The 23494-nt window shown below is 72.2% G+C and carries 22 protein-coding genes; 9 read left to right on the top strand and 13 right to left on the bottom strand.

The window, feature by feature from the left end:
• Window positions 1-29 precede the first annotated feature (29 nt).
• A complete protein-coding gene (locus tag OG432_RS05330) occupies window positions 30-1439 on the top strand; it encodes a nucleobase:cation symporter-2 family protein (RefSeq protein ID WP_328308234.1) in 1410 nt (469 codons plus the stop codon).
• Between the two features lie 50 nt (window positions 1440-1489).
• Here OG432_RS05330 and OG432_RS05325 read toward each other — a convergent pair whose 3' ends face one another.
• Window positions 1490-1978 carry an excalibur calcium-binding domain-containing protein gene (locus tag OG432_RS05325; RefSeq protein ID WP_328308232.1) on the bottom strand — a complete coding sequence of 163 codons (489 nt, stop codon included), beginning with the start codon at window positions 1976-1978 and terminating at the stop codon, window positions 1490-1492.
• Between the two features lie 190 nt (window positions 1979-2168).
• Window positions 2169-3035: a chitosanase gene (locus tag OG432_RS05320; RefSeq protein ID WP_328308231.1), complete on the bottom strand. Its 867-nt coding sequence runs from the start codon at window positions 3033-3035 to the stop codon at window positions 2169-2171.
• Between the two features lie 303 nt (window positions 3036-3338).
• Between OG432_RS05320 and OG432_RS05315 the strand changes: the two genes are divergently transcribed.
• Window positions 3339-4178, top strand: coding sequence for a pentapeptide repeat-containing protein (locus OG432_RS05315; protein WP_328308230.1), 840 nt, complete (start codon window positions 3339-3341; stop codon window positions 4176-4178).
• 62 nt (window positions 4179-4240) lie between these two features.
• On the opposite strand, the gene OG432_RS05310 is transcribed toward OG432_RS05315, so the two are convergent.
• A complete protein-coding gene (locus tag OG432_RS05310) occupies window positions 4241-4849 on the bottom strand; it encodes a TIGR03086 family metal-binding protein (RefSeq protein WP_328308228.1) in 609 nt (202 codons plus the stop codon).
• A 406-nt stretch (window positions 4850-5255) separates the two neighbouring features.
• On the opposite strand from OG432_RS05310, the gene OG432_RS05305 reads away from it, so the two are divergent.
• Both OG432_RS05305 and OG432_RS05300 read left to right on the top strand, forming a co-directional pair.
• Window positions 5256-6224, top strand: a complete 969-nt coding sequence (locus OG432_RS05305) for a fibronectin type III domain-containing protein (protein ID WP_328315005.1) — start codon at window positions 5256-5258, stop codon at window positions 6222-6224.
• 235 nt (window positions 6225-6459) lie between these two features.
• Window positions 6460-8049, top strand: coding sequence for a YfcC family protein (locus OG432_RS05300; protein WP_328308226.1), 1590 nt, complete (start codon window positions 6460-6462; stop codon window positions 8047-8049).
• Window positions 8050-8111: 62 nt separating this feature from the next.
• Here the strand turns inward: OG432_RS05300 and aceB are convergent, their stop codons facing one another.
• Together aceB and OG432_RS05290 are read right to left on the bottom strand one after the other, a co-directional pair.
• Window positions 8112-9731, bottom strand: coding sequence for a malate synthase A (gene aceB / locus OG432_RS05295; RefSeq protein ID WP_328308224.1), 1620 nt, complete (start codon window positions 9729-9731; stop codon window positions 8112-8114).
• 267 nt (window positions 9732-9998) lie between these two features.
• Window positions 9999-10634: a nucleotidyltransferase family protein gene (locus tag OG432_RS05290; RefSeq protein WP_328308222.1), complete on the bottom strand. Its 636-nt coding sequence runs from the start codon at window positions 10632-10634 to the stop codon at window positions 9999-10001.
• A 152-nt stretch (window positions 10635-10786) separates the two neighbouring features.
• Here OG432_RS05290 and OG432_RS05285 point away from each other — a divergent pair, with 152 nt between their 5' ends.
• Window positions 10787-11104 (top strand): DUF5955 family protein, encoded by a 318-nt coding sequence (locus OG432_RS05285; RefSeq protein ID WP_443058341.1) that lies wholly within the window; start codon window positions 10787-10789, stop codon window positions 11102-11104.
• Window positions 11105-11210: 106 nt separating this feature from the next.
• Here OG432_RS05285 and yczR read toward each other — a convergent pair whose 3' ends face one another.
• From yczR to OG432_RS05255, 6 genes are all read right to left on the bottom strand, one after another.
• A complete protein-coding gene (gene yczR, locus OG432_RS05280) occupies window positions 11211-12698 on the bottom strand; it encodes a MocR-like transcription factor YczR (RefSeq protein ID WP_328308218.1) in 1488 nt (495 codons plus the stop codon).
• Between the two features lie 471 nt (window positions 12699-13169).
• The gene (locus OG432_RS05275) at window positions 13170-13730 is read right to left on the bottom strand and encodes a hypothetical protein (protein ID WP_328308216.1); all 561 of its coding nucleotides are present in this window, start codon (window positions 13728-13730) and stop codon (window positions 13170-13172) included.
• 8 nt (window positions 13731-13738) lie between these two features.
• Window positions 13739-14548: a papain-like cysteine protease family protein gene (locus tag OG432_RS05270; RefSeq protein ID WP_328308214.1), complete on the bottom strand. Its 810-nt coding sequence runs from the start codon at window positions 14546-14548 to the stop codon at window positions 13739-13741.
• Between the two features lie 9 nt (window positions 14549-14557).
• Window positions 14558-14884 carry a hypothetical protein gene (locus tag OG432_RS05265; RefSeq protein ID WP_328308212.1) on the bottom strand — a complete coding sequence of 109 codons (327 nt, stop codon included), beginning with the start codon at window positions 14882-14884 and terminating at the stop codon, window positions 14558-14560.
• Window positions 14885-14992: 108 nt separating this feature from the next.
• The gene (locus OG432_RS05260) at window positions 14993-15634 is read right to left on the bottom strand and encodes a response regulator transcription factor (protein ID WP_328308210.1); all 642 of its coding nucleotides are present in this window, start codon (window positions 15632-15634) and stop codon (window positions 14993-14995) included.
• On the bottom strand, window positions 15631-16812 hold the full coding sequence (locus OG432_RS05255) for a sensor histidine kinase (protein ID WP_328308208.1): 1182 nt from the start codon (window positions 16810-16812) through the stop codon (window positions 15631-15633). Before OG432_RS05255 ends, OG432_RS05260 begins: the two co-directional genes overlap by 4 nt.
• 135 nt (window positions 16813-16947) lie before the next feature.
• Between OG432_RS05255 and OG432_RS05250 the strand changes: the two genes are divergently transcribed.
• Together OG432_RS05250 and OG432_RS05245 are read left to right on the top strand one after the other, a co-directional pair.
• Window positions 16948-17991 carry an ABC transporter permease gene (locus OG432_RS05250; protein WP_328308206.1) on the top strand — a complete coding sequence of 348 codons (1044 nt, stop codon included), beginning with the start codon at window positions 16948-16950 and terminating at the stop codon, window positions 17989-17991.
• A gap of 59 nt (window positions 17992-18050) precedes the next feature.
• Window positions 18051-18755, top strand: coding sequence for an ABC transporter ATP-binding protein (locus OG432_RS05245; RefSeq protein WP_328315004.1), 705 nt, complete (start codon window positions 18051-18053; stop codon window positions 18753-18755).
• Between the two features lie 116 nt (window positions 18756-18871).
• Here OG432_RS05245 and OG432_RS05240 read toward each other — a convergent pair whose 3' ends face one another.
• On the bottom strand, window positions 18872-19675 hold the full coding sequence (locus OG432_RS05240; protein ID WP_328308204.1) for an IclR family transcriptional regulator: 804 nt from the start codon (window positions 19673-19675) through the stop codon (window positions 18872-18874).
• Window positions 19676-20012: 337 nt separating this feature from the next.
• On the opposite strand from OG432_RS05240, the gene allB reads away from it, so the two are divergent.
• Together allB and alc are read left to right on the top strand one after the other, a co-directional pair.
• Window positions 20013-21350 carry an allantoinase AllB gene (gene allB / locus OG432_RS05235; RefSeq protein WP_328308202.1) on the top strand — a complete coding sequence of 446 codons (1338 nt, stop codon included), beginning with the start codon at window positions 20013-20015 and terminating at the stop codon, window positions 21348-21350.
• A 4-nt stretch (window positions 21351-21354) separates the two neighbouring features.
• On the top strand, window positions 21355-22470 hold the full coding sequence (gene alc / locus OG432_RS05230; protein WP_328308200.1) for an allantoicase: 1116 nt from the start codon (window positions 21355-21357) through the stop codon (window positions 22468-22470).
• Window positions 22471-22752: 282 nt separating this feature from the next.
• Here alc and OG432_RS05225 read toward each other — a convergent pair whose 3' ends face one another.
• Window positions 22753-23493, bottom strand: a complete 741-nt coding sequence (locus OG432_RS05225; protein WP_328308198.1) for a 3-oxoacyl-ACP reductase family protein — start codon at window positions 23491-23493, stop codon at window positions 22753-22755.
• Between the last annotated feature and the right edge of the window lies 1 nt (window position 23494).

Here is a 23494-nt window from a genome sequence, read left to right as displayed (position 1 = left end):
CGACGTGTAAACCGACCGGAGGAACCGCCGTGGCCGCACAGCCCAGGTTTCGCAACATCGCAGCAAGCCCCGCCCCGACCGGCGAGAAGCATCCCGTCGACGAAACGCTCCCCCCGCTGAAGATGTTCACCAGCGGCCTCCAGCATGTGGCCGCCATGTACGCGGGCGTGGTGGCCCCGCCCATGATCGTCGGCCCCGCGGTGGGGCTCGACACCAAGGAAACCGCCTTCCTGGTCGCCGCGAGCCTGTTCACCGCGGGACTCGCCACGCTCCTCCAGACCCTCGGGATCTGGAAGATCGGCGCCAAACTGCCCTTCGTGAACGGCGTTTCGTTCGCCGGCGTCACCCCGATGATCGCCATCGGCAAGGAGCACGGCGCCGACGCGATGCCCGTGATCCTCGGCGGAGTCATCGTCGCGGGACTCCTCGGCTTCATAGCCGCCCCCTACTTCGGCAAGCTCGTCCGCTTCTTCCCCCCGGTCGTCACCGGCACCGTCATCACCCTCATCGGTGTCTCGTTGCTGCCCGTCGCCTTCAACTGGTCCTCGGGGGGCAACGAGCAGGCGTCCGACTACGGTTCGCTCTCCAACCTCGCGCTCGCCGCCATCACCCTGGTCATCGTGCTCGCGCTGCGCAAACTGCTGCGCGGCTTCATGCAGCAGATCGCGATCCTGCTCGGCCTGGTGGCCGGCTCGATCATCGCGATCCCCATGGGCAAGACCAGCCTCGAACCCATCAAGAACGCGGACATCGTCGGCTTCCCGACCCCCTTCCACTTCGGCGCACCGCAGTTCGACATCGCCGCCATCGTGTCGATGTGCATCGTGATGCTGGTCTGCATGACGGAGTCCACCGCCGACATGCTGGCCCTCGGAAAGATCGTCGAGCGTCCGGCCGACCAGAAGACCATCGCCGCGGGACTGCGCGCCGACACCCTCGGATCCGTGCTCAGCACCCTCTTCAACGGCTTCATGGCCAGCGCCTTCGCCCAGAACATCGGGCTCGTCGCGATGACCAAGGTGCGCAGCCGGTTCGTCGTCGCGACCGGCGGTCTCATCCTCGTGGCGATCGGCCTGTCCCCGGTCGCCGCCTCGGTCATCTCCCTCGTCCCGCTGCCGGTCCTCGGCGGCGCCGGCATCGTGCTGTTCGGCTCGGTCGCGGCCAGCGGCATCCAGACCCTGTCGACGGCCGCCCTCGAAAAGGGTGAGAACGCCCTCATCGTGGCCGCCGCCGTCGGCATCGGCCTGATACCGATCGCCAAGCCCGACTTCTACCACGCCTTCCCCGACAAGATGCTGGTCGTCCTCGACTCCGGTATCTCCACCGGCTGTGTGGTGGCCATCGTCCTCAACCTGGCCTTCAACCACTTCGGTTCACGGCGGAACGAGGAGGAGCCCGAGGTCCTGCCCATGGCCGAACCGGAGGCCGCCCTGCACTGACGGGCTGCACTGACGGGCGGCCTCCGAACCTTGGCCCATGGCCCGAGGGGCTACTCGCAGGCGACCCCGTCGCCGTCCCGGTCCAAGTGGGAGTCGTAGCCGGGGTCACCGCGGTGCAGGGGAGTGACCCCGGCCGCGCGGGCGGCGGTGCAGTTCTTGTAGTAGGCGCTGCCACCGCCCTTGTTGCCGCCGCCGTTCATCGGGGGCGGCACGCTCGGGCCCTTCGGCTTGGGCTTGGGCTTGGGCTCGACCTTGGCGGCCGGGGGCTTCGTGGCCGCGGCCGGCGGTGTCGCGGCCGGCTTCCGCGCCGCGCTCGGCGTCGGACTCGCGTCGGCCGACTGCGAAGGCGAGGGCGAAACGGACGGCGAACCGGACGGCGAAGCCGAAGCCGAAGCCGACGGTGTCGCGGGCGAAGCCGTGGCCGTGGCCGGGCTCTTCGGCTTCGCCGTCTCGTCCTGGCAGCCGGTCGTGGTGAACGCGAGCGCACCGAGCAGGCCGGAGATGAGCAGAGTGCGGACGGCTGGTTCTGATATGCGCATGCGGCAGGCTCTCTCGGGCGTTCGGGATGCTTGTGATGATCTGGTGAACGAGAGAATACGGGCCGCAAAGGTTCCGTAAAGGAGAATGGGTCAACTCGGCTGATTTCAGCCACCGTAGAGGGTGGAACCGACGAGAACGGCGGGTACGGCGGCGCGAGGCTGCCGTACCCGCCGTTACCGGTGGGGGAGGTCAGCCGATGTGGTACGGGTCGCCGTAGACCTTCCAGTCGAGCGGCGTGTCCAGGTCGAGGTTCCCCTTCTTCAGGAAGACTCGCTGCTCGGTGTCGACCCTGCTGGTGTCGCTGTGCGCCTCCTCCTGCTTCATCGCCCAGACGCGCGCGTCGAGGAAGGCGTTGAGGTACGTCGTCTCGTTGCCGCCCTGGGACGGGGACTTGGCCTTGGCCAGTGCCTTCTTGCGGATGGAGCCGAAGCTGGTGGGGTCGGTGCCGTCGCCGTGCATCACGAGGGCGTCGTAGTAGATGAACTGCCCGAGCGTGCCGACCCCGTCGGCCTTGCCCTGGCGGACGGCCGGGTCGAAGTAGACCCGGTCCCGCTCGTCGTTCTGGGCCTCTTTGAAGGCCGTCTCCGACGCGGCCGTCTTCCAGTCCTTGGTGAAGTTCGGGTCGAGCCCCTTGTGCGAGTCCGTGCCGTCGACCTTCTCCAGGGCGGGCAGGTACTTCGCGAGGACGTTGCCGGGGTTGCGTGAGGTGTAGAGCTTCACCAGGTCGAGCATGTCGCCGGTGCCGGAACAGAATCCGATGATGCCGGCGGTGTAGCCCCGCCCGTCCTTGATGTCCTCGATGTACTTGTACTGAGCCTTCCAGTCCAGCGAGGAGTTCTCCGCGCTGGAGACGAGCTGCATGGCTATGTCCTTCTTCGCCGGGTCGTCGAGCCCGGTCGCGGCGGCGTTGATCACCGTCGCATTGTCCGCCTGCGCGGCGGCCGGGTTCTCGGCGGCGTACGCCGTGACCGGAACCGCGAGCAGTGCGGTGCCGAGCAGGGTACGTAGGACGATCTTGGTACGACGTGTGGTGGCCTTGCCGTGGGGGGTGTGCACCTGGACCTCCAGAAGGAGTTCGTCGTTCCCGGTGTTCTGTTAGGAAACTTTCCTACCATTGCCGTGGAGGGGGCGTACACCCCTGCGGCACAAGGAAGTTGAGGGGGCGAGGGCGTGCCGGTGCTCTCGGGCGACGCGGTGTGGTGGGCGGGGCGCGGTTAGACTGTCGGGCCGCCGTCACCGGCCGTAATCCGTCATCTGTCAGCCGTCATCCATCAGCCGCAATCCGTCAGCCGCAATCCGTCAGCCGCCAGCCGCCAGCCGCAATCCGTCAGCCGTAAGCCGTCAGAGGGGTCCCGCACGTTGTCCGAGAACCAGGAGGCAGTCGTCCCGGCCGCGGGCGCGACCCGTCTCAGCCTCGTCTCCGACTGCGGCGACTGTTTCGGTCTGTGCTGCGTGGCCCTCGCCTACGCGGCATCGGCCGACTTCGCGCAGGACAAGCCGGCCGGCAAGCCGTGCCCCAGTCTCCAGCGGGACTTCCGCTGCGCGATCCACCGGGACCTGCGCACGAGCGGCTTCCAGGGCTGCACGGTGTACGACTGCTTCGGCGCGGGCCAGAAGGTCTCCCAGCAGACCTTCGGCGGGCGCGACTGGCGGGCGGCCCCGGAGAGCGCCGCCTCGATGTTCGAGGTCTTCCCCGTGATGCGCCAACTCCACGAGCTGCTCTGGTACATCACCGAGGCGCTCGCCCTGCCGAAGGCCCGGCCCGTCCACGCCCGGCTCGGGGCGGCGCTGCGGGAGACGGAGGAGTTCACGGGGCTGGCGCCCGAGGCGCTGAAGGACCTGGACGTCGCCACCCACCGCGACCGGGTGAACGAGCTGCTCCTGAAGGCGAGCGAGCTGGTCAGGGCCGAGTTCAAGGGCAAGCGGAAGGACCGGCGCGGCGCCGACCTGATGGGGGCCCGGCTCAGGGGCGCCGACCTGCGCGGCGCGAACCTGCGGGGCGCCTTCCTGATCGCCGCGGACCTGCGCGGCGCCGATCTGCGCCTCGCCGACCTGATCGGCGCGGACTTCCGTGACGCCTCGCTGGCCGGCGCCGATCTGACCGAGGCGTTCTTCCTCACTCAGGCCCAGCTGAACGCGGCGAAGGGCGACGGCACGACGAAGCTCCCGCCCTCCCTGGTGCGCCCCGCGCACTGGTAGCCGCCCGCCGGCCGGCCGGGCCCGCACTGCCGGCCGGGGCGCCGGTCGCCGCGCGGCTGGGGCTAGACGGCCCAGTGCGGGTCGCGCCCGCTCATGCCGATCACGCGGTCGAGCAGCGGAGCGTCGTGCGGTACCTGGACGGCCGGGCCGAACGCGGTGCCGCGCGCGGCCGGGTCGTCCTTCGACGGTGCGAGGAAGGCGTAGGAGACCTCCAGGTCGGCGGCGGCCGGACGGTAGTCCTGGCCGGTGGCCCGCGCCACGTCCCAGCCGTGCACGACCAGCTCGTCCAGGCCGACGCGGCCCGTGACCGCCGCGGGGAGGCGCAGGCCGCCGATCTGGGCCTCGCCCTCCCAGGCGGCCGGGTCCCGCCAGGCGTCGGTCATGGCGGCGAGCTGCTCGGGCAGGGACGTCCGCCAGTCGTCGGGCAGCTCGGGCGGCGCCACCGTGCCCGGGGCGGTGCCGGTCGTCGGGCCGGTCTTCTTGCGCGCCGCGTCCTGGAAGGCCGCGCCGAGGCCGAGGACGTGCGCGAGCAGGTCCCGCAGCGCGTACGCGGGACACGGGGTCGGGCCGGCCAGCTGATCGTCCCGTACGCCGTCGAGCAGGCGGGTCAGCTCGGCCGCCGCGGGGCCGAGGTCGGGGTGGGTGGTCGGGGCGCTCGCGTCATTGCTCATGTACGGGAGACCGGGCCCGGGGCGAAAACTCATCGCGGGTGCGCGGGTGCGCGGGTGCGCGGGTGCGCGGGTGCGCGGGTGCGCGGGTGCGCGGGTGCGCGGGTGCGCGGGTGTGCGGTGCGCGGTGCACGTCCGGCGGGCCGGCGCGGAGCGGCTCGGACGGTGAGGGGCGCCGGGTCTCGGTTCGACGCCGGGGAGTGGTCCCAACTGGAGTGCGGGCGAGGCGAGTTGTGTGGTCCGGGGTCTTGTCGTGCGCACCTCCGACGTGTCATACAGGTCTGGACCTTTCCGTCGGAGGCGGGGATTCCCCGCCCTTCGGGAGTCCTGCGAGCCCGAGAGCCACGAGGAGGCAGCCGTGCGTCGCGCGATCAGCCACCGGGCCACAGCCGCGGGCCCGCCCCGCGCCCTGCCGCTGTCCCTACCGCTCTCCCTGGCGCTGTCCCTGGCGTTCCTGCTCGTCGCCTGCGGAGCGGGACACGAGCAGGACCGGCAGCGCCCGTCGGTGCCGGGCGCGGTCACCGCGCAGGCGAGCAGCGCCACATCGGCCCACGTCATGTGGCATCCCTCCACCGACAACAAGGCCGTCACCGGGTACGAGATCCTGCGCGACGGCACCACGGTGAAGCGGGTGCCCGCGACCCTGAGCATGATCGATGTGGACGGTCTCACCGCCTCGACCGCGTACCGCTTCACCGTGCGGGCCGCCGACGCCGCCGGAAATCTGTCGGCCCCCAGCGCGCCCGCCGCCGTCACCACGCCGGCCGCGACCCCCGACGACAAGCGGCCGCCCACCGCCCCGGCCCACCTCGCCGGCCGCGCGGACGGCACCGGCGCGGCCGACCTGAGCTGGGGCCGCGCCGTCGACGACGTGGGCGTGACGGCGTACGACGTCTATCAGGAGGGCGTGCGCATCCACAGCGTCGGCGGCGCCGTGACGTCGGCGCGGCTGACCGGGCTTCGGCCCGGCACCGTCTACACCTTCACCGTGCGTGCCCGGGACGCCGCCGACAACGCCTCTCAGGACAGCGGCGCCGTCGACGTGATAACCGCCGCCGCGCCCGGGGCTCCCCCCAGCACCGCCCCCGCCCGACTGAGCGCCACCACCGCGCGGACGGCGTCCGGCACCGGCGCGGACGTCACCCTGCATTGGGCGCCGCCGCACACGGGCGGCGCGATCGGGGCCTACCAGCTCTTCCTCGACGGCCGCCCGACGACCACGATCGTGCCCGGCGTCCCGTCCGCCGAGGGCATCACCTCGTACACGTTCACGCTCACCGACCCGCCGGGCACCCGCTACAGCGTGAAGCTCCGCGCGAGGCTGCCGGACGGCACGTGGGGGGACTTCTCGGCGCAGCCGACGGTCGTGGTTCCGTGACGGTGACGGCGCCCTGACGGTGACGGCGCCCTGACGTGTGGCTCCCCGACGCGCTGGTCCGCGGGGCACGGTGTGCGGGGCCGTGGCGATCGGGTGAGCAGCGGATGCGCCCCGGTGCCCCGCGTGATCCCTTGAGTTCCATGGACGCGGACCAGGACCTGCAAGCGACGGTCGACGCACTCATGGACGGCCCGCGGGGCGCCGGCGCCGTGCGCGTCGAGCGGCGGAGCCGGGCATGACGGCGCCGCCGCCCGCGGAGACCGGTGCGGGTCAGCCGCCCCAACTGCCGCCTCCCGAGCCGCCGTCCGAGCCGCCCTCCGAGGAGCCGGAGACGGCCGGGAGCGCGGGGCCGCGCTTCCCGAGCGCGCTGACGATCCTCGCGATCGTCACGGTGGCCGTGTGGATCCTGGCGTTCGTCGTCCCGTCGGGCGCGTACGACCGCAAGGCCGACGGGGCGCCCGTGGAGGGCACGTACCACCGGGTCGACAGCGGGCAGAGCTTCGTCGACCGCCTGAACGATCTCTTCCTGTCCCCGGTCAACGGCCTCTACGGCATCCAGGACGCCAAGTCCGGCCGAGTCGGTCCCACCCTGACCGGCGAACTGTACGGCAGCGCCGGGGTGTTCCTCTTCGTGCTCGCCATCGGCGCGTTCATCACGGTGGTGTTCGCGACCGGCGCGCTCGACCGGGGCATCGGCCTCCTCGCCCACCGCCTGCGCGAGCGCGGCGCCCTGCTGATCGCGGGCGTGATGACGGTCTTCTCGGTCCTCGGCACCGTCGAGGGCTTCGCCGAGGAGACCCTGGGCTTCTACGGCCTGATCGTGCCGCTGATGCTGGCGCTCGGCTACGACCGCCTGGTCGCGACGGGCACGATCATCGTCGGCGCCGGCATCGGTGTGCTGTGCTCGACGGTCAACCCCTTCGCGACGGGCGTCGCCTCCTCCGCCGCCGGGATCTCCCTGGGCGACGGCATCGTGCTGCGCTTCGTGATGTGGCTGGTCCTGACGGCCGTGTCGATCCTGTACGTGGTCCGCTACGGGCGGCGCGTCCAGCGGGACCCGTCGGCGTCCCTGACCGGATTCCTGCCGGGGGACCGCGAGCACACGGAGACGGGCGAGGCGGCCGGGCCGCCCGAACTGACCCGCACCCACCGACTGGTCCTCGCGCTCCTCGTTCTCGTCTTCGCCTTCATGATCTTCTCGGTGGTGCCGTGGTCGAGCGCCCTCACGGGCAGGGCGGACGCCACCCCCTACACCTGGGAACTGGGCTGGTCCTTCCCGCAGTTGGCGGCCCTGTTCCTGGTGGCGGCGGTCCTGGTGGGCGTCGCGGCCCGGCTCGGCGAAGCGGGACTGAGCGCGACGATCATCCAGGGCGCGGCCGACTTCATCTCCCCGGCGCTCGTCATCGTGCTCGCCCGCGGCGTCACGGTGATCATGAACAACTCACAGATCACGGACACGGTTCTGCACTCGATCGAGGGTGTGGTGCGGGGCGCCCCGTCCGCCCTGTTCGCCGTGATCGTCTTCGTCGTGAACCTGCCGCTGGCCTTCCTGATCCCTTCGACCTCGGGCCACGCCACGCTCGCGATGCCGATCCTCGCGCCGCTCGCCGACTTCGCGGGCGTGTCGCGCGCGGTGGTGGTCACGGCCTGGCAGGCGGCGAGCGGCTGGATGAACCTGTGGGTCCCGACGACCGCCGTCACCATCGGCGGCGTGGCCCTGGCGAAGGTCGGCTACAACAAGTACCTGCGCTTCGTGGCCCCGCTGCTCGGCATCCTGTTCGTGCTGATCTGTGCGTTCGTGGCGGCGGGCGCGGCCTTCACGTGACCATGGCTCCGCCCCCGGTGCTGTGCGGTACCGGGGGCGGAGCCATGGAGCAACTGCCGTGATCAGCCGACCAGTTGGTCGTACGCCGGGAGGGTGAGGAAGTCGGCGTAGTCGGCGTCGAGGGAGACCTTCAGGAGGAGGTCGTGGGCCTGCTGCCACTTGCCGGCCGCGAAGGCCTCCTCGCCGATCTCCGCGCGGATCGCGGCGAGTTCCTCGGCCGCCACCTTGCGGGCGAGGTCGGCCGTGGCCTTCTGGCCGTCCTCGAAGACGACACCGGCGTTGATCCACTGCCAGATCTGCGAGCGGGAGATCTCGGCGGTGGCCGCGTCCTCCATCAGGTTGAAGATGGCGACCGCGCCGAGGCCGCGCAGCCACGCCTCGATGTAGCGGGTGCCGACCTGTACCGCGCTGACCAGGCCCTGATAGGTGGGCTTGGCGTCCAGGGAGTCGATGGCGATCAGGTCGCCGGGCGCCACCGAGACGTCCTCGCGCAGCCGGTCCTTCTGGTTCGGCCTGTCGCCGAGCACCGCGTCGAAGGAGGCCATCGCGATCGGCACCAGGTCGGGGTGGGCCACCCACGAACCGTCGAAGCCGTCGCCGGCCTCGCGGTCCTTGTCGGCCTTGACCTTCTCGAAGGCGACCTTGTTCACCTCGGCGTCACGGCGCGAGGGGATGAACGCGGCCATGCCGCCGATGGCGTGCGCGCCGCGCTTGTGGCAGGTGCGGACCAGGAGTTCGGTGTACGCCCGCATGAACGGGGCGGTCATCGTCACCGCGTTGCGGTCCGGCAGGACGAACTTCTCGCCGCCGTCCCGGAAGTTCTTCACGATGGAGAACAGGTAGTCCCAGCGGCCCGCGTTCAGGCCGGCCGCGTGGTCCTTGAGCTCGAAGAGGATCTCTTCCATCTCGTACGCGGCCGTGATCGTCTCGATCAGGACGGTGGCGCGCACGCTGCCCTGGGGGATGCCCACGTAGTCCTGCGCGAAGACGAAGATGTCGTTCCAGAGGCGGGCCTCCAGGTACGACTCCGTCTTCGGGAGGTAGAAGTACGGGCCCTTGCCGAGGTCGATCAGGCGCTGCGCGTTGTGGAAGAAGTACAGGCCGAAGTCCACGAGCGCGCCCGGCACCGGGCGGCCGTCGAACTGGAGGTGGCGCTCCTCCAGGTGCCAGCCGCGGGGCCGCATGACGACGGTGGCGAGCTGGTCGGCGTGCTTGAGGGCGTAGGACTTGCCCGACTTGGCGTCGGTGAAGTCGATGCGACGCTCGTAGGCGTCGATCAGGTTGAGCTGGCCAAGGACGACGTTCTCCCACGTGGGGGCGGAGGCGTCCTCGAAGTCGGCGAGCCAGACCTTGGCGCCCGAGTTCAGGGCGTTGATGGTCATCTTGCGGTCGGTCGGACCGGTGATCTCCACGCGGCGGTCGTTCAGCGCGGCCGGGGCCGGCGCGACCTTCCAGTCGCCGGCACGGATCTCGGCCGTCTCGGGACGGAAGTCCAGCGTGGAGGTGCGGGCGATCTCGGCCCGGCGGTCCTGGCGGCGGGTGAGGAGCTCGTCACGGCGGGCCGTGAAGTTCCGGTGCAGCTCGGCCACGAAGGCGAGGGCCGCGTCGGTGAGTACCTCTTCCTGCCGGGGCAGGGGCTCGGCATCGACGATGGCCAGCGGGGACGGCGCTGGTGCGGACATGAGCTGTCACTCCTTCGCGGGCGGTGCCCTGACGGCCGCCGGGTCGCCATGAAATGGCACTCAGTGCCAGGGCTCCGAGATACGACTGTGGGCGCCGGCTGATCTGACGGGCGCTTCTGAACAGTGGATACTAGTTTCCTCATGGTGGAAGTTCAATGGTTTGTTGATGTCGAGATTCTCCGGGTCGACAGACCATGGCGCTGGGTGCCACCCCGTTCACTCCGTGTCTTCGGTCGCCTTTCCCGTCTCTCCCTGTGTACTCCAGGTCTACTGGAGACGGCCGAGATCCGCCTCGGTATCGATGTCGTACGGCTCGGCCACGTCCCCGCACTCGACGAGAGTGATCTCGCACTCATGGGCCTTCAGGTACGCACGGGCGCCCCGGTCGCCCGTCGCGGACGCCGCGATCTCCGCCCATCTGCGGGCCCCGAACAGCACCGGATGGCCGCGCTTTCCGTCGTACGAAGCCGCCGCCAGCGAATCGCCCGAACGGTGGGCGGCCAGCACCCGTGCGACGGCCGCCGCGCCGATGCCCGGCTGATCGACCAGGCTCACCAGAGCGGCCCGCGCCCCGACGCCGTCGGTGCCGGTCCCGTCGCCCGTCGCGGCCAGCGCCTCGAGGCCCGCGCGCAGCGAGGAGCCCATGCCGTCGGGCCAGCCGGGATTGTCGACCAGGACGCACCCCGTCAGGTCGGCGCGGGCCCGTACCTCCTCGGCGGCGGCGCCGAGCACTACGTACACCGTGCGACAGCCTCCCTCGCGCAGGGCCCGCACGGCGTTCTCGACAAGTGGGCGGCCGTGGTGCGTCAGCAGCGCCTTGGGCCGGCCACCGAGGCGGCGCCCGCCGCCGGCCGCGAGCAGCACTGCCGTGACCTGTGCGCCATTTGTCGTTGGTTGTGTCATGGCCCCACATATACCTGCCGCTTCTGTCGAATTCCGTCCCCGTAGTGGCGCACGACACACCGATGGCGTTAACTGACCCGCGCATCCCGGCAGTTGACCTTCGCTGTACGGGCTCTGAACACCTGCACAAGGACGTGCGTGGGGGAGGACTTTTGTTGCGAGGCGTGGAGCAGAGGGCCGTGACCGGCAGTGGCGAGGACCCCAGAGTGAGCGAGTTGCGGGCGGCCGTGTCCCGGCTGCGCCGGCAGCTGGCCGGCCATCCGGCGGAGTTCCCGGACCGGGCCGTCGCCGAGGACGAGCTCGCGGCGCTGGACGCGATGGCCATCAGCGGCGTGCCCGAGGTGCCGCGACTGCGGCGCTCGCTGCTGCTGATCGCGGGGTCGATCGGCTCGGTCAGTGCGCTGGCCGGCGCCGTCACGGACGTACGCAAGGCGGTGGAGTTGTTCGGCGAGCCGCCGCTTCGCCCGTGAGCGCGGCCGGGGTCGGTGCGGAGGCGGGGCGGGGTCGTGAGGCATGTTGTCGGGGCTGAACTCCCCTTGTGGGAAAGGGTAGTTCATGTGGTGGGAAAGGGGGGGTTCACGCCACCCAGCGCGGGCGGTTCTGCTCTCCGGTGACGGCGGGCAGCCCCGCGTCGAGGGTCGCGGCGAGCCGGCGCACCGCTTCCTCCATGACGTCCGGTTCGTGGACGAACGGGAGGCGCAGCCGGTGCTCGTGCGTGCCGGGGTCGGCGGCGAAGCGGGAGCCCGGCTGAAGGTTCACGCCGTGGCCGAGCGCCGCCTGGGCCAGGGCTCCCGCGATCGGGCGACCGAGGTCGACCCAGAGACTCAGCCCGCCGGTCGGCGTCTGCCAGCGCCATTCCGGCAGGTGGCGGCCGAGCGAACCGGCCAGTGCGTCACGCCGCGCACGCAGCCGCGGCAGCCGCTTGGCCAGGATGTCGTCCATGCCGGGCAGCAGCGTCTTGGCCAGCACCTGGTCGACGAGCGAGGGCGCGAGATCCACGTGGAGGCGCAGCGCGGCCAGCTCGTTGACGAGCCGTGAACCCGCGCGGACCCAGCCGATGCGCAGGCCGCCCCAGTGGGTCTTGCTGAGCGAGCCGACCGTGACGAGCTGCTCCGACTCTCCCTGATGGGCCAGGGACACGAACGGCGCGGGGGCCGGCCCGTCGAGGGCCATCTCGGCCATGGTCTCGTCGATGAGCAGCCAGGTGCCGGTCGCGCGGGCCGCACGCAGCAGCCGGGTGCGCTGCTCGGGGCTCATCAGGGCGCCGGTCGGGTTCTGGAAGTCGGGGATGAGGTAGGCGAGCCGCGGCGCGGTCTGGCGCAGCGTGCACTCCAGGAGCTCGATGTCCCAGCCGTCCTCGGTCACCGGTACGGGGGCGAGCCGCAGCCCGGCGTGCCGCACCGCGTCCAGGGCGTTGGGGTAGGACGGGCTCTCGACCAGGGCCCGGTCACCGGGGCGGCCGAGGAGGTTCACCACCAGGGACACGGCGGACTGGGCGCCGGTGGTGATCAGGATCTGCTCCGGCAGGGTGGGCAGACCGCGCCGGGTGTAGCGCTCGGCGACGGCGGCGCGCAGCTCCGTCAGGCCGAGCGGGTGGTAGCCGTTGCCGGCGGCGTGGCAGGCGAGCTCCGCCCCGGCCCGTTCGAAGGCGGCGGCGAGCTCGGCGGCCGGAGCGCTCGGCGCGGCCATCGCGAGATCGATGACGCCGTCGGGTGCCTGGTAGCGGGCCACATTGGCCGGGGCCGCGCCCTCGGGGAGCTCCGTCCACGTGCCCGAGCCGCGCCGGCTCAGGGCGTAGCCGCCCTCGCGCAGCAAGTCGTACGCGGCGGTGACGGTGGCCCGGCTGACCGCGAGGGTGGTGGCCAGCTCACGCTCGGCCGGCAGCCGGGTGTGCAGCGGGATGCGGCCGTCGAGCAGCAGGGTGCGGACGGCCTGGGCGAGGGCGCGGTAGCCGGGGTGCGGGCCCGTCAGGGCGGTGACCTGTCCGGCGAGCTGGCGGCTGCCGAGCGTGCGGGCGGCGCTGCTGACGGTGTCCACGGACCGGACCACTGGCATGCCTGCCATACCAACCTCCCTGAATTGGCCATGCCTTCCAGGCCAATCAGGCTACAGGCTCTTGTTCTGTCGGCGCATTGGCCTGGACAGGGCGGGGCATCGGCCCGGCCGAGGGGTGAGAGGGGTTGAGGTGTCATGGGGCGCGGTGTCGTGGAGCACGGTGGGGTGGTCACGGACCGGTGGGAGCGGGAGGTGCAGCGGCGGCGGGAGGAGCTGCCGCGGGGGGTTTCGTTCTCGTGGCTGCTTGCGCGGTTCCCCGCGCCGCTGAAAACCCGCTTTCGCCCGCGGGCCGTGCGTGGCTGGTCGCGCAGTTCCCCGCGCCCCTGAAGCCCGCTTGCGGGTGCGGACCGTGCGTGGCTGGGCGCGCGGTTCCCCGCGCCCCTGGAGGGGTTCGGTAGAGGCGACCTCAGCCTGTCGTGGGGGTCCCCCCTGGTCCTCAAGGCCTTGGGGGGCACGGTGCGGGGACCGGGGCGGAGCCCGTTACGCGCCTCCTCGGGAGTCGGTGGGGGGGAGGGGAGGAGGGGCGAGTTCGGAGGCAGTCGTGAGGAGTTGGGCCGCGGGGTAGGGGCGCGCCGCCTCGATGCCGGAGGGGGCCGGCGCCGCCGGGACGAGGGTGTCGGCGGCATCCCCGTGCAGCCACACCGCGATCAGGTGCACGGCCGGCATGTGCAGCAGCCGTACCTCCGCGTCACCACCCGCCCCGCCCGCCGCATCGAGCGCGGCCGCCGTACCGGCCACGAACGGCCCGTAGTTGAGCTGGCTGAAGACGTGCTCGCCCGACGCGTCCCGCACCGTCTCGGCGAGCGCCACCGGATCGTCGCCGTGCCGGACCAGATAGCGCCACGCCACGGGCCGTGCGGCGGCCAGCGGTTCGCCGGGCGCGAGCGTGTACATCTGCACCGGGTCCGCGAGGCGCAGGTCGTCCGGCGCGGCCGGGAGCAGGGTTTCGGTGCGGACCCGGCCGAGGCCCGCAAGGAGGCGGAGGCCGGACTCGGCCGCCTCGCGCGACTGGCCGGGGGGCGGTGGTGACTGGAGTGCCATGGTCGGTCCTAGCCCCTCGTGTAGTAGCTGTGCGTCCAGGTCCCGCTGCCCTGGTAGCTGGTGGCGAGGGTGTCGTACACCTGGTCGGACTTGCCGTAGATCGGGTCGTCCACGGCGACGATCGCCCGGTCGGCCGGGGCGTCCACACCGATCGCGGTGCAGAAGTGGCCGCCGCCCGCCGCCCAGCCGATACGGATGCACAGCGGCCGCCCCGCCTTGATCTCGCTCTCCACCTCCGTGAAGTCGACCCGGTTGGCCACCGTCCGGTTCAGATGCCCCACGATGCGCAGCGGGTTGTCCAGCGGCTGCTGGCTGTTGCAGGCGCTGCCGGACGCGCCGGCCGGCGTACAGCAATGGGTCTGCCCGGTCTGGGAGTTGGCGACCGCGCACTGCGTCCAGGTGCTCGCCGCGTCGTAGTAGAGGGCGACGCTGGTCGCGACCGCCGCCCAGCACCAGTTGCTCTGGGTCTGCGCCTGCATGGTGAAGGCGAGCCGCTGGTAGTCCCAGAGGCGGTAGTTCGGTTTGGCGTCCAGGACCGTGATGTCGGTGACGATGTTCAGGGGCGAACCCCAGTCGACATTCACGACGAAGGTGACCCCGTGGTTGGGGTCGTAGGGCGGCGAGTGCGGACTGATGTTGCCGACCCGGACGGTGGCGTCGCCCACGAAGCGCGGGCTGTGCTCGACGTCGGCGGCGTTCACCGAATACTCGGACACGGTGACCCAGACCGTCGAGTCGTGGTCGATCTCGTTCCAGTTGAAGTTCAGCACGGTACGGCCGCTCAGGCCGTGCCAGTACTGGCGCACGGTGCGTGGCATCGGGCCCCCTCAGCCGCTCTGGTACTCGATGTCGACCGGAGGCCCGTCCAGGACCGTGATGTCGGTGACGATGTGCAGGGGCGCGCCCCAGTCGACGTTGACGACGAAGGTGACGCCGTGGTTGGGGTCGTAGGGCGGTGCGTGCGGGCTGATGTTCTCGACCGTGATGGTCGCGGCGCCGGTGAAGCGCGGGCTGTGCCGGGGGTCGTTGCCGTCCACGCTGTACTCCGACGCGGTCACCACGACCGTTGAGTCGTGGTTGATGGCGGCCCAGTTGAAGTTGAGCCTGCACCGCCCTTGAAGGTTCCACCAGTACTGGCGGCAGGTCTGGGGCACGAGAGCCTCCATGCTGTCCGGTTCACTCCGGGACCATGCCAGCAGCATGACGCACGGCGAGCGCCGAGGACCCGCCCGCGCGGGCGGTGGCCGAAGCACCGGAAGCGTTCAGCCCGGTTGGCGGATCAGACGGCGCGCGCTCGCGGCGGCGACCGCCGATGTGCGCGAGTCCACCCCCAACTTGGCGTAGATATGGACGAGATGGGACTTGACGGTGGCCTGGCTCAGGAACAGCTGCTTGCTGATCTGCTGGTTGGAGAGACCGTCGCCGACGAGCTGGAGCACCTCCAGCTCGCGCCGCGTCAGCGCCTCGGCGGGCGTCCGCATCCGGTCCATGAGCCGGTGCGCCACGGCCGGGGCGAGCGCCGACTGGCCCGAGGCGGCGGTGCGTACCGCAGCCGCGAGCTCCTCGGGCGGGGCGTCCTTGAGCAGATAGCCGGCGGCCCCCGCCTCCACCGCCGCGAGGATGTCCGCGTCCGTGTCGTACGTGGTGAGGACCAGGACACGCGGGGCGCCCGGCCGCCCCATGATCTTCGCGGTCGCCTCGGCGCCGTGCATCCCGGCCCCGAACTGGAGGTCCATCAGGACGACGTCGTACGCGCCGGAGGCGGCCAGCTCCACCGCGCGCTCGGCGGTCGCGGCCTCCCCGGTCACCGCGAGGCCCGGCTCGGTGTCGAGGACCGCGCGCAGCCCGGCCCGCACGATGGGATGGTCGTCGGCGAGCAGCAGCCGGATGGGGGCCGCGCTCACCGGGCACCCGCCACGGGCAGCGGCAGGGTGATCGCGACGGCCGTGCCCTGGCCCGGCGCCGACTCCACGCTCAGGGTGCCGCCGAGCGACCGGGCGCGCGAGCGCATCGCGGGAAGCCCGAAGCCGCCCGTCTCCTTGGGCCGCCGTACGTCCGGATCGAACCCCCGCCCGTCGTCGACGACGTCCAGGGCGACCGAGGTGTCCATGAAGCTGAGGGTGATCTCGGCCCGGCCCGCGCCGGCGTGCTGCACCGTGTTGGCGAGCGCCGACTGCGCGATGCGCAGCAGGGCCACCTCGTACGGGGTCGGCAGCGCCACCGGGGTGCCGCTCACACCGAACTGCACGGCCGGCCCCCGCGCCCCGGCGCACAGCCGCTCCAGCGCGCCGGACAGCGAGCCCTGTTCCAGGTCGGGCGGGGTGAGCGCCCGCACGAAGCGGCGGGCCTCCGCCAGGTTGTCCTGGGCCGCGCGGCGGGCCTGCTCGACATGGTCGCGGGCCGGATCGCCCGCCGGCAGCGCACGCTCGGCGGCGCGCAGCAGCAGCTGGATCGAGGACAGGCCCTGGGCGAGCGTGTCGTGGATCTCGCGGGCCAGGCGCTCGCGCTCGGCCAGGGTGCCGGCGGTGCGCTCGGCCTCGGCGAGCTCGGCCCGCGTCGCCACCAGCTCGTCGATGAGCTCGCGGCGCCGCTCGCTCTCGCGGTACAGCGCGTCGTACCCGAGCACGGTGGCGACGGCGACGGCCGCCCCGATCAGTGGCCCTATGAAGGCGCCCGGGGTGACCTGCTGGCCGTGCAGCAGGAATCCCGCGATGGCCGCGCCCGCCGCCGCGAGCACGGCGGGCAGCGCCCAGCGAAGCGCCAGCAGGTGGAGCAGCAGGAAGTAGAGCGGGAAGGCGGCCCACAAGGCGTCGGGGGAGACGACGAGCAGCGCGAGCCAGGCCGCGCCGAGCGCCCCGAGCCACACCGCGGCCGCCGTGGTTCTGGGCCGCACCGCGGGCAGGGCGACCCCCACCGCGTACACGGCGCCCATCAGGGCCACCGCCCCCACCACCGCCCGCGTGTGCGCCGCGCCGTGGCCGGTGGCCCGCACCGCGGCGAGCGCGAGCAGCCCGGCGAGCAGCAGGTGCAGACACAGGCGCAGCAGGGCGGTGACGGGGGTGTGGGGGCGGGCGGAATCCATGGTCCGTCCAGCGTACGGGGCCGGTGGGGCGGCGCCGGTCAACCGAAAGTTTGATGTGCGGATGCATCCTTCGATGCCGCGGAGCATGCCCGCGTGCGATGCGGCGGCGGGGCCGCGGCCACCAGGGTTGAGCCCATGTTCGTCGCATGGAGAGACCTCCGGTTCGCCAAGGGCCGGTTCGCGCTGATGGGTGCCGTCGTGGTGCTCATCACCCTGCTGGTGGGGCTGCTTTCCGGGCTGACCGCCGGGCTGGCGCGGGACAACACCTCGGCCGTCAGCGCCCTGCCCGCCGACCGGCTCGCCTTCGCCGCGCCGCCGTCCGGGCAGTCGGCGTCCTTCACCAACTCCGTTGTACCAAGCGGCACTTGGCGCAAGTGGCAACAGGCGCCCGGGGTGCGCGAGGCGCAGCCGCTCGCCGTTTCCACCCTGAACGCCACGGCGGGCGGGCGCACCGCCGCGGTGTCCTCGTTCGCGGTGCCGCCCGGTTCGGACCTGGCCCCGGCCGCCGTGCGCGAGGGGTCCGTCGTCCTGTCCCGTCCCGCCGCCGACGACCTCGACGCGCAGGCGGGCGACACCGTCGCCCTGGGCGGCCGGGCCCTGAGCGTGGCGGCGGTCGCGGGCGACGACTCCTACAGCCACACCCCGGTGGTGTGGACCGCGCTCCCGGACGACGCCCCCGCGACCGTCGTCGCGCTCACCCTGGACGGCGGCGCCGATCCGGCCGCCACCGACAAGGCGCTCGGCACCACGAGCCTGACGCTGTCCGACGCGCTCGCGGCGCTCCCCTCCTACCAGGCCGAGAACGGCTCCCTCCAGCTGATGCGCGGCTTCCTCTTCGTCATCTCGGCGCTGGTCGTCGGCGCGTTCTTCACCGTGTGGACGATCCAGCGCAGCGGCGACATCGCCGTCCTGAAGGCGCTCGGCGCCTCGACGCGCTACCTCCTGAAGGACGCGCTCGGCCAGGCGGTCGTGATGCTGACGGCGGGCACGCTCCTGGGCGCCGGGCTCGCCGCGCTCGCCGGTTCCCTCGTCGGTGGCGCCGTTCCCTTCGTGCTCGACCCGGCCACCACGCTCGGCCCGGCCGCCGTGCTGATCGTCCTCGGCGTGATCGGCGCCGCCCTGTCCATCCGGCGCATCACCGCCGTCGACCCGCTGACCGCGCTCGGGAGTGCCCGATGAAGCCGATGAACCCGATGAACCCGATCGACCCGATGAACCCGATGGGCCGGCTGAACCGGATGGACCCGGCCGCCACCCCGCCCCTCGTCCTCGACGGTGTCACCCTGACCTACCCGGACGGCGAAGGCCGCCTCACCGCGCTCGACGGCGTCTGCCTGTCCGTCGCGGCGGGCACGGTGACGGCCTGCGCGGGGCCGTCGGGGTCGGGCAAGTCCAGCCTGCTCGCCGTCGCGGCGACCCTCGTCACGCCGGACAGCGGACGAGTGGTGGTGGACGGCACCGACACCGCGGCGCTCAGCCCCGCCGACAAGGCGGCGCTGCGCCGTACCTCCATCGGCATCGTCTTCCAGCAGCCCCATCTGCTGCCCGCGCTCACCGCCGCCGAACAGCTCCAGGTGATGGCCCACCTCTCGGGCCGCCGCCCGCGCGACGCGCGCGCCCGCGCCCTGGAGCTGCTGGCCTCCGTCGGACTCGACGGGCAGGCCCACCGCCGCCCCCACCAGCTCTCCGGCGGTCAGCGCCAGCGCATCAACATTGCCCGCGCCCTGATGAACGAGCCCGCCGTACTCCTGGTCGACGAGCCCACCAGCGCCCTCGACCACGAGCGGGGCGCCGCGATACTCGACCTCCTGCTCACCCTCGCCCGCGACCGCGGCACCGCCACCGTCCTGGTCACCCACGACCGCACCCATCTGGAACGCATGGACAGCGTGGTGACCATGGCCGACGGGCGGCTCGGCGCGGCGCACACGGCGGCGGGCTGACCGCGGCGCGGACCGGCCCCTGACGCGCGAAACCCCGGCGGTGTCGTACACCTCCGGGGTTTTCGCGCGGTCGACCCGGGCGCTGCCCGGGGGCCGGCTCAGGTCTGGTGGCCGGCTCAGGTCTGGGCGCCCGTGTTCGCCAGCGCCGTCGAGAGCTCCTCGGCGATGCCCTGGAGAATCGGCACGATCCGGTCGGTGGCCGCCTCGGTGACACGACCGGCCGGGCCCGAGATCGAAATGGCCGCCGCGGTCGGGGAGTTGGGCACCGACACCGCGAGGCAGCGGACCCCTATCTCCTGCTCGTTGTCGTCGACCGCGTACCCGGCGCGCCTGACCTGCTCCAGGGCGTCGAGGAAACCGTCCGCCGTGGTGATCGTCTTTTCCGTCGCGGCCGGCATGCCGGTACGGGCGAGCAGCGCGCGGACCTCCTCCGGCGCGGTGTACGCGAGCAGCGCCTTGCCCACGCCCGTGGAGTGCGGAAGCACCCGGCGGCCGACCTCGGTGAACATCCGCATGGAATGCTTGGAGGGCACCTGCGCCACGTACACGATCTCGTCGCCGTCGAGCAGCGCCATGTTCGCGGTCTCGCCCGTCTCCTCGACGAGCCGGGTCAGATAGGGCCGCGCCCAGGTGCCGAGCAGCCGGGAGGCCGATTCGCCGAGCCGGATCAGGCGCGGGCCGAGCGCGTAGCGCCGGTTGGCCTGCTGGCGGACGTAGCCGCAGGCCACGAGCGTACGCATCAGACGGTGGATGGTCGGAAGGGGCAGGCCGCTGCTCGCGGAGAGCTCGCTGAGGCCGACCTCGCCCCCGGCATCGGCCATCCGCTCAAGAAGATCGAAGGCGCGCTCGAGAGACTGGACTCCTCCGCTGGCGGCGGGGGCCTTGGAGGCGTCGGTGGTGCTGGCGCTTGACGTCGGCACGGCGCGTTCCTTTCGGTGCTGGCAGGCGAAGGAGCAGACTATCGGGCGGTTGTCCGGCCTACCCTGGACAGGGCAGGTGTCCTTGCCGGTCAGAGCGGGTTTGTCCGTTCATCGACGGCGCCCCGTGGCGGTATCTACATTCTGCTTGGTGAAATCTTAATTCCATTCTGTGGAAACCTCCAAGAGTCATACCCGTGTCGGCCGTCACGCGGTGGCCGCTCTTGACGGTTTCGTCGGCCAGCGCGCAGACTCCTTCAACAGATCGTTGAATTCCGGTACGCGGAAACATCTCCGCCGTACGGGTCGCAACTCCGCCGACAAGAAGCGAGGGGCTCGGGTGTCCGACGTCAACCTGGTACTGCGCTCGACGCGCGTCATCACCCCCGAGGGGACGCGCCCGGCGACGGTCGCCGTCGCCGAGGGGAAGATCGCTGCCGTACTGCCGTACGAGGCCGAGGTTCCCGCGGGTGCCCGTGTGGAGGACTTCGGGGACGACGTGCTGCTGCCCGGCATCGTCGACACCCACGTGCACGTGAACGACCCCGGCCGCACCGAGTGGGAGGGCTTCTGGACGGCCACCCGCGCGGCCGCCGCCGGCGGCATCACCACGATCGTCGACATGCCGCTCAACTCCCTGCCGCCGACCACCACGGTCGAGAACCTGCGGATCAAGCGGGAGGTCGCGGCGAGCAAGGCGCACATCGACACCGGGTTCTGGGGCGGCGCGCTGCCCGACAACGTCAAGGACCTCGCGCCCCTGCACGAGGCCGGCGTCTTCGGCTTCAAGGCGTTCCTCTCGCCGTCCGGCGTCGAGGAGTTCCCCGAGCTCGACCAGGAGCAGCTGGAGCGCTCGCTCGCCGAGATCGCCGGGTTCGACGGCCTGATGATCATCCACGCCGAGGACCCGCACGAGCTCGACGCGGCCCCGCACCTGACCGGCCCCAAGTACGCCGACTACCTCGCCACCCGGCCCAAGGTCTCGGAGAACGCCGCGATCGAGGGCCTGATCGCCGCCGCGAAGCGGATCGGCGCTCGCGTCCACGTGCTGCACCTGTCCTCCGCCGACGCGCTGCCGCTGATCGCCGCCGCCAAGCGCGAGGGAGTCCGGCTCACCGTGGAGACCTGCCCGCACTACCTCACCCTGACCGCCGAGGAAGTCCCGGACGGGGCGAGCGAGTTCAAGTGCTGCCCGCCGATCCGCGAGGACGCCAACCGCGACCTGCTGTGGGAGGCGCTGGCCGACGGCACCATCGACTGTGTCGTCACCGACCACTCGCCGTCCACCGCCGACCTGAAGACCGACGACTTCGCCACCGCCTGGGGCGGCATCTCCGGCCTTCAGCTCAGCCTCCCCGCCATCTGGACCGAGGCCCGCAAGCGCGGCCACACCCTGGAGGACGTGGTCCGCTGGATGTCGACCGCGACCGCGAACCTGGTCGGGCTCACCCAGAAGGGCGCCATCGAAGCCGGCCGCGACGCCGACTTCGCGGTGCTCGCCCCCGACGAGACCTTCACCGTGGACCCGGCCGAACTCCAGCACCGCAACCGCGTCACCGCCTACGCGGGCAAGACGCTGCACGGTGTCGTCAAGTCGACCTGGCTGCGCGGCGAGCGCATCCAGCACGACGGCGTCATCTCCGAGCCCACCGGCCGCCTGCTCGAAAGGAACAACTGACACCGTGAGCACCCTGCCTTCCTTCACCGGTGACGCCAGCCCCTTCGGCGGCGGCGACCCCTACGCGGACTACCGCTCCGCCGACTTCTCCTTCACCCAGTACGCCGACCTCGCCGACCGGCGCCTCGGCGCGGGCGTGATCGCCGCCAACGACGAGTTCTTCGCCGAGCGCGAGAACCTGCTCAAGCCCGAGGCCGCCGAGTTCGACCCCGAGCACTTCGGCCACAAGGGCAAGATCATGGACGGCTGGGAGACCCGGCGGCGCCGCGGCGTCTCGGCCGACCAGCCGCACCCCACCGACGAGGACCACGACTGGGCGCTCATCCGTCTGGGCGCGCCCGGTGTGGTGCGCGGCATCGTCGTCGACACCGCCCACTTCCGCGGCAACTACCCGCAGGCCGTCTCGGTCGAGGGCGCCTCGCTGCCGGGCTCCCCGTCGCCCGAGGACCTGCTCGCCCCCGATGTGAAGTGGACAACTCTCGTACCCCGTACGGCAGTTGGCGGGCACGCGGCCAACGGCTTCGCGGTGGACGTCGAGCAGCGCTTCACGCACCTGCGCCTCAACCAGCACCCCGACGGCGGCGTGGCCCGCCTCCGCGTCTACGGCGAGGTCGCCCCCGACCCGCGCTGGCTCGCCACGCTCGGCACCTTCGACCTCGCGGCCCTGGAGAACGGCGGCCAGGTCGAGGACGCCTCCGACCGCTTCTACTCGCCCGCCACCAACACCATCCAGCCGGGCCGTTCGCGCAAGATGGACGACGGCTGGGAGACCCGGCGCCGGCGCGACAAGGGCAACGACTGGATCCGCTACCAGCTGGCGGCTCAGTCCGAGATACGCGCGGTCGAGATCGACACGGCGTACCTGAAGGGCAACTCCGCCGGCTGGGCGGCGCTTTCGGTGCGCGACGGGGAGTCGGGCGAGTGGGTCGAGGCGCTGCCGCGCACGCGCCTGCAGCCCGACACCAACCACCGCTTCGTCCTGGACGCCCCGGCCGTGGGCACCCACGTCCGGGTCGACATCTTCCCCGACGGCGGCATCTCGCGCCTTCGCCTCTTCGGCTCCCTGACGGCCGAGGGCTCGGCCCGCCTGACCGCCCGCCACCAGGAACTGGGCGGCTGAGCGGTCCTTCCTCACGGACCGGGCGAGCTGGGACGAGCTCACCCGTTCCCCTTGAGCAGGGCGGCACGACACCCGCCCTCCGACGCGAGGCACCCCGACCCGACAGCACCGGGGTGCCTCGCGTTGTCCGTGCTCCCACCCCGCCCTTCCCGAGACCCTCCGGGGGCCCATGCGGGCCGGGCCGAGTGGTTGAGGGGCGCGGGGAACTGCGCGATCGGCCACGCGCGGTCCGCACTCGACGGTGAACCGGAGGGTTCCGGGGCAGGGCCCCGGGGCGGGGCGTCAGGCCGCGTGGCCGCCGTCCACCGCGAACTCGGCGCCCGTGACGTACGCCGCGCCGTCACTCGCCAGGTACGCCGCCATCGACGCGACCTCGTCGGCCGTCCCGAACCTCCCGACCGCGGTCATCGCGCTCTGGCCCGCCGCGTACGGCCCGTCCGCCGGGTTCATGTCGGTGTCGATGGGGCCCGGGTGGACGAGGGTCGCATTGATCCCGCGGCCTCCCAGCTCCCGCGCCAGCGCCTTCGTCAGGCCGATGAGCGCCGACTTGCTCAGCGCGTACAGGGTGCCGCCGGGGCCGGGCACCCGCTGGGTCATGCACGAGCCGATCGTGATGATCCGCCCGCCGCGCGGCAGGCGTACGGCCGCCGCCTGGGAGGCGAGGAAGACGCCGCGCACGTTGACCGCGAGCACCCGCTCCACATCTGCAGGGGTGAGCTGGTCGAGCGGCGCGAGGACGCCCACGCCCGCGTTGTTGACCAGGATGTCCAGGCCGCCGAAGGCCTCGGCGGCCTGCTCGACCGAGGCCTTCGCGGCGCTCGCGTCCCCCAGGTCCGCGCGCAATGCGACCCCGCGCCGGCCCGTGGCCTCGATCTTCGCGACGACCTCTCGGGCCGCTTCCTCCCCGTGCAGGTAGGTGACGGCGACGTCGGCGCCCTCCTGGGCGAGCCGCAGCGCGATGGCGGCCCCGATGCCCCTGCTGCCGCCGGTGACCAGGGCCTTCTTGCCGTTGAGCGAGTTCATG

The sequence above is a fragment of the Streptomyces sp. NBC_00442 genome (genome assembly GCF_036014195.1).
Lineage (GTDB): Bacteria > Actinomycetota > Actinomycetes > Streptomycetales > Streptomycetaceae > Streptomyces.
This window is presented reverse-complemented; position numbering and strand designations above follow the sequence as displayed.

Excerpts from the sequence above, each read along its gene's own strand:
- OG432_RS05325 (WP_328308232.1), bottom strand. The coding sequence starts at position 1,978 with ATGCGCATATCAGAACCAGCCGTCCGCACTCTGCTCATCTCCGGCCTG.
- OG432_RS05310 (WP_328308228.1), bottom strand. The coding sequence starts at position 4,849 with ATGAGCAATGACGCGAGCGCCCCGACCACCCACCCCGACCTCGGCCCC.
- OG432_RS05300 (WP_328308226.1), top strand. The coding sequence starts at position 6,460 with ATGACGGCGCCGCCGCCCGCGGAGACCGGTGCGGGTCAGCCGCCCCAA.
- aceB (WP_328308224.1), bottom strand. The coding sequence starts at position 9,731 with ATGTCCGCACCAGCGCCGTCCCCGCTGGCCATCGTCGATGCCGAGCCC.
- OG432_RS05290 (WP_328308222.1), bottom strand. The coding sequence starts at position 10,634 with ATGACACAACCAACGACAAATGGCGCACAGGTCACGGCAGTGCTGCTC.
- yczR (WP_328308218.1), bottom strand. The coding sequence starts at position 12,698 with ATGGCAGGCATGCCAGTGGTCCGGTCCGTGGACACCGTCAGCAGCGCC.
- OG432_RS05275 (WP_328308216.1), bottom strand. The coding sequence starts at position 13,730 with ATGGCACTCCAGTCACCACCGCCCCCCGGCCAGTCGCGCGAGGCGGCC.
- OG432_RS05270 (WP_328308214.1), bottom strand. The coding sequence starts at position 14,548 with ATGCCACGCACCGTGCGCCAGTACTGGCACGGCCTGAGCGGCCGTACC.
- OG432_RS05255 (WP_328308208.1), bottom strand. The coding sequence starts at position 16,812 with ATGGATTCCGCCCGCCCCCACACCCCCGTCACCGCCCTGCTGCGCCTG.
- OG432_RS05250 (WP_328308206.1), top strand. The coding sequence starts at position 16,948 with ATGTTCGTCGCATGGAGAGACCTCCGGTTCGCCAAGGGCCGGTTCGCG.
- OG432_RS05245 (WP_328315004.1), top strand. The coding sequence starts at position 18,051 with ATGGACCCGGCCGCCACCCCGCCCCTCGTCCTCGACGGTGTCACCCTG.
- OG432_RS05225 (WP_328308198.1), bottom strand. The coding sequence starts at position 23,493 with ATGAACTCGCTCAACGGCAAGAAGGCCCTGGTCACCGGCGGCAGCAGG.